Origin of the sequence: Rubripirellula obstinata (assembly GCF_001642955.1) — a bacterium.
In the GTDB taxonomy this organism is placed as follows: domain Bacteria; phylum Planctomycetota; class Planctomycetia; order Pirellulales; family Pirellulaceae; genus Rubripirellula; species Rubripirellula obstinata.
Genome location: NZ_LWSK01000130.1, coordinates 1 through 14063 on the forward strand (window position 1 = coordinate 1; position 14063 = coordinate 14063).

A 14063-nucleotide genomic window follows, 5' to 3' on the forward strand; every position below is an offset into this window, starting at 1 on the left:
GGGGCGAAACGCGCGGGGCGATGCCCACGCGGCTAAACAAAACAATGGGTTTTTACTGGATAAAAACTCTTCACGGCGTTGAGTTGTACCCGACTGAACCCTGGCGGGCCCAGCTACGAAAGATCTCGACAAATACGGAACTTGTTTCGGGACAGTTCCTAAACGCTTCGATAAACACATTGGACGCTGCCATGGTAACATAGAGCCCGAGGCGTAACACGAATCCCGCTTTAGCTGAGACACGAAATGAAGAATCCCCGCACCAGAATCCACTCTGTCCAATTTGCCATCCTTCTTTTGATTCCGGCCTTCGGTTTCGTCGGCTGTAATCAGTCGAACCCGGGGAACTGGGACCAGGCAACGGTCCAGAGCAAACTGCAAGAAAAAATGAAGCTTGAGTCGCTCGAATTGGTTCCCGCGAGCGGTGGGCTGACTGGCAGCGGCACGGATGCCGAAGGGCAAACGTACAAGATCACCGTCACCCAAGACCCGGCGGCAAAAGAACTCAGCTACGTTGCCGAAGGTGACCGCGGTGCCACCGAAGAAGGCTCGATTGCGGGCGGATACTAAATGATCGAAATCAAATACTCAGGCGATGAGCTCTGGGAAAGGATCAATCGCAGCGTGGAAATTGTCAAAGACCGCATGCGACGCGTTACGCGGGCACTCAACAACGCGAACTTGCCCTACGCCATCATCGGCGGCAACGCCGTCCAGCACTGGGTGGCGCAAGTCGATGAGTCCGTCGTTCGTAACACTCGCGATGTCGATATCCTGATCAATGAATCCGATTTACCGGCGGCAATCAAAGCAGTCGAGCAAGAAGGGTTTATCTATCGCCGCGCCGCTAGTGTGACCATGTTCCTGGACGGACCTGGCGCAAAAGCACGCGACGCGGTGCACGTGATTTTCGCTAATAAGAAAGTTCGCGAAGAGTACACCGAAGCCGCGCCAGACGTGGACGAATATGTGTTGATCGAAGACGCAAAAACACTGCCGCTGGAAAAACTGGTCAAAATGAAACTGACGTCCTATCGTCGCAAGGATCAAGTTCATTTGCTCGACATGATTTCGATCGGAATCATCGATGAAACCTGGTTGCCAAAGTATTCGCCGCAGCTACAAGCTCGGCTACAGGACTTGATCGACGATCCCGATGGTTGATCCATGGGATTTTGACAGCGTGCAGCTATCCCAAATGTCAAGCTTTTCTGTAGGCCGTAGCGAGTGAAGCGAGTTACGGCAGCGTTGCAGAAAGACGCCGTAACTCGCTTCACTCGCTACGGCCTACTTTTAGTTGATCGGCCGTTCTGTTCAATGCGGACCACAACTACAACAAGATGTCCTTGATCACGTGACTTTCTTTCACGCCGGTTAGTTTTTGGTCTAGACCTAGGTAGGGGAAGGTCAGGCGGTTGTGGTCGATACCTAGTTGATGCAGGATCGTGGCGTTTAGGTCGCGAACGTGGACGGGATTTTCGATGATGTTGTAACTGTATTCGTCGGTCTTTCCGTACTCGAACCCAGGTTTGACTCCGCCACCGGCCATCCATGCGGTAAAGCAACGCGGGTGATGGTCGCGGCCGTAATTGTCGTGGGTGAGTTTGCCTTGGCAGTACGTCGTTCGCCCAAACTCGCCAGCAAAGACGACCAACGTATCGTCCAGCAAACCACGTTTCTTCAAGTCGGTCACCAAGGCGGCGCAGGGTTGGTCCACGTCCATGCACTGACCACGCAGTTTATCGGGCAAGCCCCGATGATGATCCCAGCCGCGATGGAACAACTGCACAAAGCGAACATCACGTTCGATCATTCGCCGGGCTAACAAACAATTGCGAGCGAACGAACCGGACTTCTCAACCTCGGGCCCGTACATCGCCAGCGTTTCTTTCGACTCATCCGACATGTCGGTCAATTCGGGTACCGACGCTTGCATGCGAAACGCCATTTCTTGTTGTGCGATGGTCGTTTGAATTTCTGGATCACCGATCTTGGCAAGGTGTTCGCGGTTTAATTTTGTAACCAGGTCCAACATTCGTCCGCGGTTCTCTCGATCGACTCCCGCTGGGTTGGACAAAAACAAGACCGGATCCCCGGACGGTTGGAACGACACGCCTTGATGTTTCGATGGCAAGTACCCGCTGCCCCAAAGCCGGCTGTAGAGAGCTTGGACGTTTTGCTTGTCGCCGTTCCAAAACGCTGAATTGAGGACCACGAAATCCGGCAGGTTTTCATTCATCCGTCCCAGGCCGTAGCTCAACCACGCACCCATGCTGGCAGAGCCGGGAATTTCAGATCCGGTGCAAATGAGTGTTTTGCCAGGGTCGTGATTGATTGCATCGGTATGCATCGACTTTACAAAGCACAATTCGTCAACAATGCCGGTCAAGTGAGGCAGCAGTTCGCTCATGTAGGTGCCGTTCTCGCCCGCGCGAGCAAACTTGAACATCGACGGTGCGACCAACTTGTCCTGGCCCCTGGTCATTGCAGTAACACGCTGCCCCATCGTAATGCTTTCTGGCAGCGGCTTTTTGAACTGGTCGGCCAAGTCCGGCTTGTAATCGAATAGATCGATTTGGCTGGGAGCACCGGCCATGAACAGGAAAATGACACGCTTGGCTTTCGCCGGAAAATGCAGGCCGTCTGTTGAAGTAGACGCGGATGCATCCGACTGCATCGCAATCGACGCCATGGCAGCCGAACCGAGCCCCACGCCGGAGGTCTTCAGGAACTGGCGGCGATCTTGCAACCGATTGAACTGACTGATCTCGGCATGTTCGATTGCAGACAAAACGTTTTTTGAGTTCATGATTGTTTACTCGCGAGTCTTCGTGATGTCTAAATTCAGCAGTGAATGGACCAGCATGGTCCAAGCGGCGAGTTCGACTTGCTCTTGCGGTGCATCGATCTTGATGGCGTTGGCAATACTCTCGCCGGCCTGCATCGCTGACTTCCCGGCACCGGCGATCATCTCTTCGGCCAAGACCGGCTGCTGCTCGAATGCTGCTCGAAATTGTTGTAGACCCAAGTCCAGCTCTTCGCGGGTGATCTGGCTGGGGATCTGTGATGTGACCGTTTCATAGGCCAACACGATTCTTTCCTCGGACGTCAATTCAGATTGATCAAGCAGTTGTTTTGCCAAGTACATCTCCGCGGCAAAGAACTGTTCTTCGTTCATCATCATCAATGCTTGCAGCGGCGTATTGGTTCGTTCACGCCGCGCGATACAGCTTTCGCGAGTCGGTGCGTCAAAAATCGTCAACTGTGGCGGAGCAAATCCGCGTTTCCAAAATGTATACAGACTACGCCTGTAAATTGCGTCGCCGGTATCAGCGGTGAAGGTGCTCGGGTACGAGGAAGGCATACTGACGATTTTCCAAAGACCCTTGGGTTGAGGAGGTTTGACGCTCTTGCCATACATCGAAGTGTTCAACAAACCACAAACCGAAAACACTTGGTCACGAACCATTTCAGCATCTAGCCGATATCGTGAACCTCGCGCGAGCAGCCGATTGTCGGGATCTTCCACAAACTGCCGTTGGTCAGCCCGCGAGGATTGCTGATAGGTTTGCGTTAGGACGATCTGCCGCAGCAGAGATTTCACATCCCAGCCGGATTCGACGAAACGAACCGTCAAGAAATCAAGAAGCTCTGGATGGCTGGGCGATTCTCCCTGTGAACCAAAGTCTTCGGATGTTTTGACCAGGCCAACGCCAAAGAGTTGCTGCCAAAAACGATTGACGGCGACCCGTGCGGTTAATGGGTTGGATGGATCGATCAGCCAATCGGCCAAATCCATTCGTGTTTTCCGAGCGTCCGTTTCCGGCATGGGCGGCAGAAAATCCGGCGTGCCCGTGGTAACCTCTTCGCCGGGTTGGTCGTATGCACCGCGAACCATGATGTGGGCCGGACGCACGTCATCATGATCCTTCATTATCATCGCAGCCGGAATCTGACTCAGGAAACTGTCTCTAGCTTCTATGACCTCTTTCAGCGTTGGTTCCAAAGCTTCGATCAGTGAATCGGCTTCTTCTTTGGTGATTATGTTTTCGTCGTCTTGATCAACCTTGCTGCTTTCGGCTTTGTTGCGAATCGCCTTTTCGGCGGCTCGTGCGACGCGGACAGCTTCTTCTAATCTTTCAATCTCGGCATCTTGCTCGGGAGTACACAAATTGATGTATGGCGGTTGGATGCCGCGGGGAAAATCAGAAGAGCCCCGTCTGCCAGTTTCCGGTTCACCGTCGAAGTTGTTGAAGAACGCCGACATCTGGTAAAAGTCTTTCTGCGTGATCGGATCATACTTGTGATCGTGGCAAACAGCGCACTGCATCGTTAATCCCATCATCGCGGTGCCCACCGCGGAAACCTGGTCGACCATGTTCCGAAACGCACTTTCTTCCGGCAAAGCGGTGCCAACGTCAATGATCAAATGCAGTCGATTGAACCCCGATGCAATCAGTTGTTCTCGCGTCGGATCGTCGTTCAAATCGCCGGCAATTTGATCCTTGATGAATTGGTCGAAGGGTTTATTTTCGTTAAACGATCGAATGACCCAATCGCGGTAGGGCGACATTTCGCGATAGTGGTCGTGGTGTAGCCCATTGGTGTCGGCAAAGCGAACCAGGTCCAGCCAATAACGAGCTAAGTGTTCGCCAAAAGCCGGCTTGGCAATCAGTCGTTCCACCAAGTTGGGAAATGCATCGTCGGAAGTGTCAGCCAAAAAATCATTGATCTCGTTTACCGTAGGCGGCAATCCGGTCAGGTCAAAAGTCGCCCGCCGGATCAGGGTTCGTTTGTCGGCTCTCGGGCTCGGGTGCAAGTCCTCGCTTTGCATTCGAGCCAGAGCAAACCGATCAATTGGATTCTTCGTCCACTCGTTACTGATTGAGACATCGCTATCGGCAGTGTTTTTCGGCAGATTGACGATCGGCGGTTCGGTGGCACTTGGTGGAACATAGGCCCAGTGCTGTTCATACTCGGCACCGTCTTCAATCCACCTGGCGAGTGTTTCCACTTTCGCTGGGCTCAGCGGCTTGTTCATCTCTGGCGGTGGCATGACGATGTCTGGATCATCGGATTGAATTCGGTCGAGCACTTCATCCAGGTCCACTTCATCGGCAACGTCCAAGCGAACGCCAGCGGCGCGATGGTTTTCGTCGGGACCGTGGCAGGCGAAGCAGTGGTTGGAAAGAATCGGTCTGACATCTCGTTTGAAAGACAGATCTTTGGACGCTTCTGGTGCTTCCGCAGCGGCGGTGATCAAAAGACTTGGGGCCAACCAAAGTCCAGCAGACAAGATTGTGACCAGAATGAATCGAATCATTTTGCGGGTGGGGTGCAGGCGGGAGGTGCAGGCGGGATGCTAGATCCAACTCCGATTATAACCGTGCTTGGTCATTCGTTGTCCCAGAAAAGAAAAACGGGACCGAAAGCGGTGAAAGTAAAGCTCGCTGGCTCAAACGCGACGTTGCGTCTATTCCATCTCGTCTGTCGCCAAAATGTAGGCGGTTGCGTGAGTTCGGCATGCGCCCATGGATACATGCAGCGTTTCGATTCCAACCTGTTGTGCCCAGCGAACCGCAGCCCCGCCCAAGACAATCATGGGGGATTCACCAGTGGCAACAATCACCTCGATATCGGTCCAGCGAACGCCTTGGTGTCGGCATCGCATCGCTTTCATCGTGGCTTCTTTGGCGGCCCAGCGTTTGGCTAAATTCTGGGTCGAGTTGACGGTCGCCAGGCAGTGCTCGATCTCGCCGCTGGTGTAGACGCGTTCGAGAAATTGTTCACCGTGCGCTTCCACCATCTTTTGGATGCGAAGACATTCAATGATTTCAGTACCGGTACCCAGGATTGCCATGGGATCATTCTAACTGAGCTTGACGCGGATTGGTGGTAAACCGTTACCGAATCCCACAAGCTTTTTGGGCCCGTGAAAGAACCTCGCCCGCGACGCTTCTTGCCTGTTCGGCACCGTCGCGAAGGGTTTGGTGGACGTAGTCCAGGTTGTTTTCCAGTTCCGTTCGCTTCTGGCGAGCGTCTGCAAAGAAGGTTTCACTGGCCTCGGCGACGGCCTTTTTCACTTCGCCATAACCAAACCCACCACGACGATACATCGCCGCCATTTCTGCGATAGATTCATCATCGGCGAACAACCGGTACAGATCGTAAAGATGATCGCCCTCGGGTTCCTTTGCGTCTTCCATCGGTCGGCTGTCGGTGGTGATCCGCATGATCTGCTTGCGGATTTTCTTGACTTCACCAAACAAGGGCAGCGTGTTGTCGTAGCTCTTACTCATCTTTTGTCCATCAGTGCCGGGCACCTTGGCACCAACGTCTAGCGTTTTGGCTTTTGGCAGCACAAAGGTCTCGCCAAACGAATGGTTGAAACTGCCTGCTAAGTCGCGGCAGACTTCGATGTGTTGAACCTGATCCTCACCGACGGGCACGATCTCGCTGTCGTAAGCCAAAATGTCGGCGGACATTAAAACCGGGTAGGTGAACAAGCCTGCATTGGCTGCGATGCCTTTGTCTTTCTTTTCTTTGTAGGCGTGGCACCGTTCCAGCAATCCCATCGGCGCGCCCGATAGCAACAACCAATTCAGCTCGCTGACTTCGGGAACTTCCGATTGCACGAACATCGTCGCTTTGGCCGGGTCCAGACCGAGCGCCAACAAATCAAGTGCAGCATCCAAGACGTAGCCGCGCAGCAATTCGGGATCGCGAACCGTGGTCAGCGCATGAAGGTCGGCGATGAAGTAGTAGCCGTCATTCTCTTCTTGCAGGTCAATGTATTGCCGGATCGCTCCGAAGAAATTTCCCCAGTGGGGACGGCCGGTGGGTTGGATCCCCGAAAGAACTCGCATGAATCAATCGCGACTTGAAAGTGAAAGCTTGTGTCGGCCACAGCGGTACCGTTGAAGCGTTTTGTTACCAATCCAAGATTGTGACGCAACAGCAGCCCTGTCGAAAAGCCCCCGCTGCTGCATCGCAGGGCAACATATTTTTTTAATCTGGGTTGGGCAATGAAATCCTAGCCCGCATAGGTGTGAATAAATGAGCAATCCCAAAACTTGTACTTCAACCTTTTTCTTAAACTTCAAATCTCACGGCGAAAGTTTAGGTTGAAGTTCAAGTTTACGTTTAAGAATGAAATAGCTTCACAGCCTAGCAGCGTTAGCAAGGGATTGACGAGATCCCTTGCTTACGCTGCGGGTTACGAAAAATCCCCAGCTTCAAAAAGTGATTTGCCCCGCCGCTGCATCGATAGCGAGGAAAAATTACGGCTGATAGCGAGGGGAAATTACTGCATGCAACCAGAAACGGCACATTGCCAAGGCGATAACTGCACATCGCCACCGCCGATTGCTTGGTACAGATTCACCGAAGCGATGCTCGCCTCCGCGCGGGCCTGAGCCAAAGCCAGTGAAGCTTGCAGCAATCGCTGCTGGTTCGAGACGACTCGTTCCAAGGAGGCTTTATCGGCTTTGTACTGGTCAATGGCCAATTCGACCGATTCCGCGGCGTCATCCACCGTTTGCGTCAAAAGGTTGATTCGCCGTCGTTGCTGATCCTGGGCCACCAACGCATCTTCCACCTCGGACACGGCCAGCAACACCGATTGGCGATACCTTGCACACGCCTGTTTAAGCTGAGCCTTTTGAACGTTGACTTGGCTTTCGATCCGGCCCAACGACAAAATGTTCCACGATACACCCGGACCAACGGCAAACACCAAACTGTCGTAGTCCAACAGATTTGAAAGCTTGCGAGAATCAAAAGTGAGAGTGCCCAACAAGTTGAGCCGTGGATAGAACTCTGCCTCGGCGACTCCGATTCTTGCACACGCGGCGGCGACTTCGCGTTCGGTGCGACGTACGTCCGGGCGACGACGAATCAGATTCGCAGGCAGCTCCGGTGCAAACGCTGGAATGATTAATTGTGACTTCGGTCGCAGCAGGAAACTGAGGTCATCACCAGGAGTGCTGCCGACCAACAGTGCCAACAAGTGAAAGCTCTGAGCGATCGCTTGTTCAAACACCGGAGTATCCGATTCGGTCAGCCCAATGCGGCTTTGCAATTGCACTAAATCCAGCTTGCCGACCTTGCCCGCCTCGATGCGGCCCTGGACTTCGTCGACCGACCTTTGTTGAATTTTAAGGTTGGTCTCGTTCTGTTGATACAGTTCTTGATTGAGACGCAAGGTGACGTAGGCACGCGCGATGTCGCCCGCTAGGACTCGGCGCAGGTCGTTGAGGTCTTCCTGTGTTGCCTGATAATCAGCAACTGCTGCTTCGGTTTCGCGAGCAATGCGGCCGACGAGATCAATTTCCCATCGCGAGTTGAGACCAACGGAAAGGAAGTTGAAGGGTTGGCCGTTGCTGCCAACGAATGGTTGCGCGTTGGCACTTCGTTTGCGCCGTTCATAGCCGGCAATTCCATCCGCGAAGGGATCGGCTTGGCCGCTAACAATACGAACCACGTTGCGTGCTTCGTTGATCCGCCACGATAGCTCTTCAACGCTTGGATTGTCCTGCATCGCTCTGGCAATCAGGCCTTGCAAGGTCATGTCGCCAAACGAATCCCAACTGATCGGCGTGGGTTGGTACATCGGGTTGTCCGATGTGCGAGTGGCCTCCTGAAAGAACGATTGCGACATCGCCGGCGACGTCACGCCTCCGTAATCCGGGCCGACGGTCTGGCAGCCAACGGTTGAAAAGGTCGCAATCAGTAAAGTGATCGCGATCCCAATGCGTTTGGCCCCAATGCGTTTGGCTAGGGGTTCCGTCATGGAGAACTTTGGCACTTGAACATCCTGTCTTGGCCGAAATCGGGGCCGTCATCCTTGCGGACCCATGGCTATCGTCGGCAAATGACGCGTCACGCGATGGATGGAAAAGTTCAAACAGGCAAAACCAAGAAAATCCCTACAAAGCGAAATCTGCTCAAAGGGGTGATAGATGAACCTAACGACACCTGTAGCGGTGCCAGACCCCTCCACGTCGGCAAAACGCACCGGGAAAACAAGGTTCTGGGCCGGATAGGGGATATAGGTTGCGATTGCGTTCGTGATTTCGCTGCGTATCATCCTACCAATTCTATCGATTCTACCGCCTCCGATTTTCCATTCGCTCCCATGACAACACCCACGCTCACGCTCGATTCCAACGAAAAAAGCTCTGTTTTCGGTGATTGGCCCAAGACCGACAACATCGCGGCACCCATTTGTCTGCAGTGGGATGGCAAGCTTTACGAGGTTTTGGAGTTAGATGAATATGTGTTCGACGTTCAGTCGGCCGATCTTGCCAGTCGTTTCAATCCAGACGCTGCACCCGAAACATTGCACGGATTGATCCTGAGCCGATCGGGCGAGACCGGCGACGAAAGCAACGTGATCAACGAAACGATTCAGATCCAGTTTCGTCCGCGCCGCGTTGATGGAGATCGGGTTCGGGTCGGTTTCTTTGACTTGTCCATTCAAGGCCGAGAGCAGTTGGCACGGATTCAAAGTCTGCTGACCGGGGCATCCAAGGACGAACTGCACAATTTGTCGTACGACGATTTGGCTCGCGGCGGTGCAGGCGGAGCGAAGCAGAACGAATCAAAAGCGGCTGCTCCCAAAGCAGGGACGCTGAAGAAGATGGTGGCGATGTTCATGCTTGCCGCTTCCATGTTGCTGGTTGCCGGTTGGGTGATTTACATGGTTCAGTCGCGATCGACCGTCGCCGTCAGCAACAGTGTCATGATGGGTGGCTACATGCCCGTCAATTCGCCGCAACAAGCACAGTTGACTGAGGTGTTGGTCAAGGCTGGTCAGGTAGTTCATCGCGGCGACACCGTCGCTCGTTTATCAAATGATCTTGCCGAAACCGAATTGGCGCTCGTCGAATCCAAACTGCAGCGAGCCGAAAGCGAGTTGCAAGCCTACCAAGAAGAAGCAAAGCAACTGAGCGAGACATTCAAATTTACTGAGATGAAAGTTGCCCGCGATCTGAGTGTCGCTGAGGCGGAACTGAATAGTGCCAACGCACAGTTGGCCGCGGCAAACGCCCAACTTTCACGGCTTCAACCGTTGATTGCCAAGGGGAATGTTGCGTTAGCGGAAGTAGACGAAGCCAAAGCATTCATCGCGACGGCCCAGGCAGAAAAGCTTCGTCAAGCCGCAGTGATCGAAACACTAAAGTTCGCCAAGGAAGCAGCTCGTTCCAAAATTTTGGTCAACGAGAACGGTGCGAGCAATCCAATGGGCGAACTGAAAACTAAAGTCGCTTTGGCCGAAGCCGCGTGCAAGGAATTGACGCAATCGCGGGAAGTGCTGCATCAGTTGGCCGAACCGGTTGAGCTGCACGCGCCCGCCGACGGAACCATTTACGCGATCTATCGGAATGAGGGCGAAACATTGAAGGTTGCTGATCAAATGTTGGCCGTCAGTGCAGAAGATGGCGATTGGGCGATCGGCCACGTCGCCGCCCATTTGGCTCCAGAAATCAGACCCGGTCATCCGGTTGAAATTGAGTTTCCGTCGCTTGGAATTACCACCACCGGTACCGTCGAAGGCATCGGCCACCGAGCTGTTTACGAACGTGGTGGTTACAACGCCGATTTCCGCGGCGGACCACTGGAAGTTCCGATTCGTGTCGCCATCGACTTGAATGGACAACCCATTCCATCGGGTTTGCGACTAAACATGACGGTACGAGTGAAAGATCACTTGAAGGATTTGAAGAGCTGGGTCAACGAAAAAATCGCGACCTATTGGGACACGGAAGATTCAGAGAAGACCGTCAAGGTTGCCATGACGAAGTAGTTTTTCTTCCGCACTTTTATCATTAGCCGCACCCATGTCCGCTTCTAGCATTCGTTACGACATCTCCACCACTGCTCGTTTAATCCGGGCGATCCCGATCGTGGCGGGATATCTTTTCTTGTTGATCCTGGTATTTGTTTCTCTGCCCGAAAAAGCCCAGCGGATTCCGCTGGAATCGATCGTCGTGATCGGCTTCATCGGCATCTTCCGCTACGGTTGCGTGATCACTCACTGCATCCGTGCGTTGATCTACGAACATTACATGTATCCAAAAATTCGTTTCGAGGCAGACCAATTGCCGGCGGAACAGAAGATGCCAAAGCGGGTCTACTTCATTATCCCGACCGCCGGTGAAAAACCAGAAGTCTCTCGCAAGATGCTCAGTTCGGTGCTGGATGAATCTGCGTCGATCACTTCGCAAGTGATCATCATCGTCAACGCGGGCAGCGAAGACGATGACGCAATTTTCCAGAGCCTGATCGCGGAACGTGATGCTCTGTCGAATGTGGAAGTTCGGTACGTTCGTCAACACGGCGGCAAACGCGGTGGGATGGCGGATTGCATGTCGCGTTTAATGAGCGAAAGCGTCGACGACAACGACGTCGTGGTCCTGATGGATGGTGACACCGTTTTGGGCGACGGAATTATGAACAAGTGTTTGCCGTTGTTCGCACTAAAGCCACTTTTGGGCGCTGTCACGACCGACAACATTTCGGTCACCAAGGGCAATTGGATGTATCGAAAGTGGTACACGCTACGTTTTTCGATGCGACATCGAATGATGAAGTCGCAAAGCCTTTCCAGCCAATTGTTGGTTTTGACCGGTCGGTTCAGCATCGTTCGCGCCAAGGAAGCTTTCACGGACGAGTTTGTCAGCTATCTGGAAAACGATCGCATCAAGCATTGGCTGCACGGCGAGATTAAATTCGTCACCGGTGACGACAAAAGCACTTGGTACTGTCTGCTAAAACGCGGATGCCAAATGTTGTACGTGCCGGACGCACATATTTTTTGCATGGAAGATTCAGGCCCCAAGCCAATTTCAATGAGCATCAAAAAGATGCATCGTTGGTTCGGTAATATGCTGCGCAACAACGGACGTGCGATCCGCTTGGGCATGGGCTGTCAAAAACCATTCATTTGGTGGTGCCACCTCGATCAGCGGATTTCGATGTTTACCAGTTTGCTCGGTCCGGTCGCTGCAATCTGGGCCGCGTTTTGGTTGTCGCCCTATTACCTGGTTGCCTACGGCATGTTGGTCGTGCTAGCTCGTTTGGCTTACGCGTTAATTCTGACGTTGGAAGGTCATCGAATGAGCTTCACCGACATTCCGCTTTTGCTTTACACCCAATGGGTCGGCAGCATTGTGAAGATCTACACGATGTTTCATTTGCATCGCCAAAAATGGGACTCCCATCGTCAAGCTTCCACCGGCAGCGGCAACGGCGAATCGTTCTTTGATGGTTTGATCCCCAAAATGCAGATGGCGTTTTCGTTTACGATTCTGTTGGTCTTTGTCGCTGCTTTGGTTGGCGTGAAATAGCCGTGGGAATCTGCTTGATCCTGGTGCTCGGCTGGGTGTTTCCGGTGTCCCAATCGGATGCGGAAAGCTCTGCTGGTAAAGCAAACATGGCAACGCCGATGCCACCGGGTAAACTGGATCGCGACACGTTGAAGTCTCACAATCCGTCGGTCCTGTGGGCCAAAACTGCGGGGCGTCTGGAACTAGTTCGTCAGGATGCCAAGCCCGATGTGCTGCGTGTCAGCTATCCGGCTGGCGGATGGGGCAGCAAGCACAGCGGCGCTCAGATCAAGTTTGCGCTGCCACCGACCCAAACAAAGACCGTTCAGTATCGCGTTCGATTTGCCAATGATTTTGACTTTGTCAAAGGTGGCAAGTTGCCCGGACTTGCCGGTGGTTCGGCAACGACGGGAAAGCGTCGTCCAACCGGTGACGGATGGTCGGCCAGGTTCATGTGGCGACGTGGCGGTGACGCGGTGCTGTACTTGTACCATTTGGATCAACGCAAATCGCATGGCGACGATTTCGCCTTGGGCGTTCGTTTCAAACCAGGTGTTTGGCACACGATCAAACAAAGAGTGACGGTCAACAGTGACCAAGAACGTGATGGGCGAATCGAAGTCTGGTTCGATCAAGCGAAGGTGCTTGATGCGTCTTCATTGAGACTTCAAAGTGACAATCAAGCACCCGTCGATCGTTTTTATTTCAGCACGTTCTTCGGCGGAACCGGTGACGAGTGGGCACCCAAGCAAGACCAGGTCATCGACTTCGCCGACTTTAAAACGCTCTGATGCTGAAAAGGAAATGCAATCTTTTGTTGCTTCGATACAAGTCAGTCGTTGAATAAATTGGCGACACATGGCAGAATCTCTCGGATCTAAGGGAGGCGAAAGCAACATGACGGCGTCGAAATTAAACGCAGGTGACTGGGTCATCTACCGAAAACAGAAGATAAGCAAGTCACCAGGTCCTCGTGCAAAGGAAGTGCGCGCGTCCAGTGGCGGAGAAACTTATCAATACATGGTCGATAAATTCTGGGTTGTCGAAGAAGTACAACACGACGGGCTAAAGCTGCGCACACGCCGCGGAAAACGCAACACAATTTCCCTGGACGACCCGCGATTACGAATCCCCAGTTGGTGGGAACGATTGCTGTACCGAGGTCGATTTCAAGAAGTCGAAAACGACAAAGAAACTTAGGCAACCGGAGGGAAATAACCTACTGTCAAATAGCGGGGAAGCTATGAGCTGACAGTGAGGCCCAGCGGGCCGACAGTTCGGTGCCGGGTGCGCAGCACAACGCCGTGAAGGGTTTTTAAATCGTTTAACCGCGTTGGGCATCGCCCCGCGCGTCGTGCGGCTCCGAACGCGCGGGGCGATGCCTGGGCTGACGAAAATGTTTGCGTGGAGGGAAACTGGACGAGATTGGGGGTTTGTGGCTGACCGGCCTCGGTGTTGATTGCAAATTGCAAATTGAACACTGAAAAATGTCAATTGACCAGCAAATACCGCTTCCCAAGAATTTTCAGTTTGCAATGTTCATTTTGCAATTTGCAATGTTCGACTGGTTCGCGAATAACATCACCCACCGCATTTTCATCAGTCCAGGCGATGCCCAACGCGGCTAAACGAACTAAGGAACGAGCGGGGAATAAGTGTCGCCTTTCGCAGAAGACGTCGTATTAACTACTGCCGGATTGGTGTCGTCACTCATCCCGAGGGAAGTCGAACAAA

Annotated in this window: 13 protein-coding genes; 7 read left to right on the forward strand and 6 right to left on the reverse strand. The window is 53.2% G+C overall.

What is annotated here, in order from left to right; translation table 11 throughout:
• Positions 1–246 precede the first annotated feature (246 nt).
• A complete protein-coding gene (locus RC85_RS27615) occupies positions 247–570 on the forward strand; it encodes a hypothetical protein (RefSeq protein WP_068266781.1) in 324 nt (107 codons plus the stop codon).
• Positions 571–1164 (forward strand): hypothetical protein, encoded by a 594-nt coding sequence (locus RC85_RS21560; RefSeq protein WP_068266783.1) that lies wholly within the window; start codon positions 571–573, stop codon positions 1162–1164. It abuts the gene before it with no gap.
• 166 nt (positions 1165–1330) lie between these two features.
• Here RC85_RS21560 and RC85_RS21565 read toward each other — a convergent pair whose 3' ends face one another.
• The 6 genes from RC85_RS21565 to RC85_RS27620 all read right to left on the reverse strand — a co-directional run bounded on the left by RC85_RS21565 (position 1331) and on the right by RC85_RS27620 (position 9088).
• Positions 1331–2809, reverse strand: coding sequence for a DUF1501 domain-containing protein (locus RC85_RS21565; RefSeq protein ID WP_068266785.1), 1479 nt, complete (start codon positions 2807–2809; stop codon positions 1331–1333).
• Between the two features lie 6 nt (positions 2810–2815).
• A complete protein-coding gene (locus tag RC85_RS21570) occupies positions 2816–5323 on the reverse strand; it encodes a PSD1 and planctomycete cytochrome C domain-containing protein (protein WP_149752773.1) in 2508 nt (835 codons plus the stop codon).
• Between the two features lie 150 nt (positions 5324–5473).
• Positions 5474–5860: a holo-ACP synthase gene (acpS, locus tag RC85_RS21575; RefSeq protein WP_068266787.1), complete on the reverse strand. Its 387-nt coding sequence runs from the start codon at positions 5858–5860 to the stop codon at positions 5474–5476.
• Between the two features lie 43 nt (positions 5861–5903).
• Positions 5904–6866: a tryptophan--tRNA ligase gene (gene trpS, locus RC85_RS21580; RefSeq protein ID WP_068266789.1), complete on the reverse strand. Its 963-nt coding sequence runs from the start codon at positions 6864–6866 to the stop codon at positions 5904–5906.
• Positions 6867–7303: 437 nt separating this feature from the next.
• Positions 7304–8791, reverse strand: coding sequence for an efflux transporter outer membrane subunit (locus RC85_RS21585; protein ID WP_068266791.1), 1488 nt, complete (start codon positions 8789–8791; stop codon positions 7304–7306).
• Positions 8792–8839: 48 nt separating this feature from the next.
• Complete coding sequence (locus tag RC85_RS27620; RefSeq protein ID WP_068266793.1) at positions 8840–9088, reverse strand: hypothetical protein; 249 nt, start codon at positions 9086–9088, stop codon at positions 8840–8842.
• Between the two features lie 48 nt (positions 9089–9136).
• On the opposite strand from RC85_RS27620, the gene RC85_RS21595 reads away from it, so the two are divergent.
• From RC85_RS21595 to RC85_RS27060, 5 genes are all read left to right on the forward strand, one after another.
• Complete coding sequence (locus tag RC85_RS21595) at positions 9137–10807, forward strand: HlyD family secretion protein (protein WP_068266795.1); 1671 nt, start codon at positions 9137–9139, stop codon at positions 10805–10807.
• A gap of 34 nt (positions 10808–10841) precedes the next feature.
• Complete coding sequence (locus tag RC85_RS21600) at positions 10842–12350, forward strand: glycosyltransferase (protein ID WP_084422917.1); 1509 nt, start codon at positions 10842–10844, stop codon at positions 12348–12350.
• A gap of 44 nt (positions 12351–12394) precedes the next feature.
• Positions 12395–13120: a polysaccharide lyase gene (locus RC85_RS21605; protein ID WP_149752771.1), complete on the forward strand. Its 726-nt coding sequence runs from the start codon at positions 12395–12397 to the stop codon at positions 13118–13120.
• Positions 13121–13187: 67 nt separating this feature from the next.
• Complete coding sequence (locus RC85_RS21610) at positions 13188–13529, forward strand: hypothetical protein (RefSeq protein WP_235033292.1); 342 nt, start codon at positions 13188–13190, stop codon at positions 13527–13529.
• A gap of 287 nt (positions 13530–13816) precedes the next feature.
• Positions 13817–13957: a hypothetical protein gene (locus RC85_RS27060; protein ID WP_157594000.1), complete on the forward strand. Its 141-nt coding sequence runs from the start codon at positions 13817–13819 to the stop codon at positions 13955–13957.
• Positions 13958–14063: the final 106 nt, after the last annotated feature.

Coding starts and splice junctions, on each gene's coding strand:
- RC85_RS21600 (WP_084422917.1), top strand. CDS start 10,842: ATGTCCGCTTCTAGCATTCGTTACGACATCTCCACCACTGCTCGTTTA.
- RC85_RS21595 (WP_068266795.1), top strand. CDS start 9,137: ATGACAACACCCACGCTCACGCTCGATTCCAACGAAAAAAGCTCTGTT.
- RC85_RS21610 (WP_235033292.1), top strand. CDS start 13,188: ATGGCAGAATCTCTCGGATCTAAGGGAGGCGAAAGCAACATGACGGCG.
- acpS (WP_068266787.1), bottom strand. CDS start 5,860: ATGGCAATCCTGGGTACCGGTACTGAAATCATTGAATGTCTTCGCATC.
- RC85_RS21565 (WP_068266785.1), bottom strand. CDS start 2,809: ATGAACTCAAAAAACGTTTTGTCTGCAATCGAACATGCCGAGATCAGT.
- RC85_RS21570 (WP_149752773.1), bottom strand. CDS start 5,323: ATGATTCGATTCATTCTGGTCACAATCTTGTCTGCTGGACTTTGGTTG.
- RC85_RS27615 (WP_068266781.1), top strand. CDS start 247: ATGAAGAATCCCCGCACCAGAATCCACTCTGTCCAATTTGCCATCCTT.
- trpS (WP_068266789.1), bottom strand. CDS start 6,866: ATGCGAGTTCTTTCGGGGATCCAACCCACCGGCCGTCCCCACTGGGGA.
- RC85_RS27060 (WP_157594000.1), top strand. CDS start 13,817: ATGTCAATTGACCAGCAAATACCGCTTCCCAAGAATTTTCAGTTTGCA.
- RC85_RS21560 (WP_068266783.1), top strand. CDS start 571: ATGATCGAAATCAAATACTCAGGCGATGAGCTCTGGGAAAGGATCAAT.
- RC85_RS21585 (WP_068266791.1), bottom strand. CDS start 8,791: ATGACGGAACCCCTAGCCAAACGCATTGGGGCCAAACGCATTGGGATC.
- RC85_RS27620 (WP_068266793.1), bottom strand. CDS start 9,088: ATGATACGCAGCGAAATCACGAACGCAATCGCAACCTATATCCCCTAT.